General features: G+C 52.4%; 2 protein-coding genes. Both read left to right on the top strand.

Annotated elements, in window-relative coordinates; genetic code table 11:
* Positions 1-922 (top strand): AHH domain-containing protein (locus Q0908_RS20275; RefSeq protein ID WP_299289103.1); only part of this gene is annotated, 922 nt, incomplete at its 5' end.
* 2 nt (positions 923-924) lie between these two features.
* Positions 925-1,521, top strand: a complete 597-nt coding sequence (locus tag Q0908_RS20270; RefSeq protein WP_299289102.1) for a DUF1629 domain-containing protein — start codon at positions 925-927, stop codon at positions 1,519-1,521.
* The last annotated feature ends 336 nt before the right edge of the window (positions 1,522-1,857 follow it).

Raw genomic sequence — 1,857 nt, 5'->3', positions numbered from 1 at the left:
GCAAGACGCGCTCACATTGATGTCAGTGCGCAGCGGCATCTACAGCGCCGCAGACGCCCAAAATTTCCACGAGCAGAACTGCTCAGGTGTTACCGCTCATAATTGCGCACAGGCTTACATTACGTCGGTCTACGCCGAACAAAACGCTGAGGCTCTAGCTGCCGCAGGCATTGTGGTGGACTTTGTCCCGATTTTGGGTGACTTGAAGGCTGTCTACGAATGTGGCACCGAACTTTCCCTAAGCGCCTGCGCGGGCGCTGTGGCTGGATTTGTTCCCGTTGTGGGCGGCGTAGCGTCCATTGCCTTGCGGCGTGGCGACAACGTCTTTGAGGTGGCAATCGACGGAACAAGAGTTTTTGATGGTGCTACAAATAGAACACTGGCGTTGCCTGCACCTGAATACAAAGCCCCTAGCGGTTACAATGTGACGGTGAATTCTAACGGTTCGGCGACAGTGACGGGGCCAAGGGGGGCAACGTATAATTCGACGGGTCGCTACTCTGCGGATGGTAAGCCAATCTACAGAAATGAGGGTGGTGGATATGTTACTCTTGACGGTGGCAGGGTAGATGTTCGCGCGCCGACTGATTACACATCAGTGCCGGTTCACCATGTTTGCACGAACAAGTGTAATGTTGGCACTGGTGGGAATCCTGCGTGGACGCCACGTTTTCAGCGAATTTTTGATAATGCTGGGCTGAATATTGATGGTGAGATCAACAAGATTGCAGTTCCGGGGCATCGTGGTCCACACCCGCAAGCGTATCATCAGCACGTTTATGGACGGTTGACGGACGCAACACGGGGCCTGACTCCAAACAGTCCTTCTTATACTCAAGCGGTTACGAACACGCTTGATCGTATCAAGGCTGAGGCGGTGCTTCCGGGGAGCCAGATCAATCGTTGGCTTACGGGACAATAAGTATGAAGTATTACTTGCTTAGGGACGATTTAGAGCTGCCTAGCCGGTGGTTTCTTGGAGATATCCGCAACGTGGACAACTGGGATTTTAGCGATCCTGCGCCTTACGTCATGGAGCCAGCGATATACACGCTAGATGTTTATCGCAAAGGTACGGCAATGGATTATACCGCGACTGAGGCATTTGCGGTTCCCGTTCTCAGCCGAAAAGCCAAGGATGCGCTGTCTGGTTTGCCAGAGATTGATGAGCCCTATTATCACACTGTTTTGGAACCGGTTAACGTAGAAGGTATGCCGGTTGAGCAAGATTATTTTGTGATGATCATTGAGACGCAGATTGATTGTGTAGATGAGGTGCGGTCGGACTTCCAGAAGTATGAGGTGAACGATCCTGTTCGCCCTGATCGTGCTGGCGAGTATCGGTCATTCTTCAATTTGGTGGTGGACCCGGAAAAGATTGGTGATCACCATATCTTCCGCCTCAAGAGGCACCTTGGCTCGATTATCGTCAGCGAAGAGGTAAAGCGTCGTTTTGAGAATGCTGGCGTGACGGGTGCTGTTTTTGAATCTGTGAACGGTGATGGGCAGACAGTGGCTTGATCACTCCGCCGGTTCTGGTTCCACGTAGTTCGGCATGTGTATTGCGCAGAATTTGGAGCCTGACTGTCCGTTGATGATTTGTCCGTTAGCGTAGCGAGTGCACCATGTGCCTTGGTTATCGTTTTGGATGAGGCGGACTGACCGGTCGAAATCATTTGCTCTGATCTGGTCTGCGGCGGCGAAGTAGCCTGCTGCGCCTGCCAGTGCTGCGGCCACAAGCATGGCGCATGACCTGCTCCCCTGAAAAGTCCGGCATTTGGAGTTAGCCTGTTCTCCAACTGAGGAGACAGACGATGAAGAGAAGCCGTTTCAGCGAAGAACAGATCATTGGGATAT

The sequence above is a fragment of the uncultured Tateyamaria sp. genome, assembly GCF_947494755.1.
Taxonomy (GTDB): domain Bacteria; phylum Pseudomonadota; class Alphaproteobacteria; order Rhodobacterales; family Rhodobacteraceae; genus Tateyamaria.
Note: the sequence above shows the minus strand (reverse complement) of the source record. Positions and strands in the feature narration are given on the sequence as shown.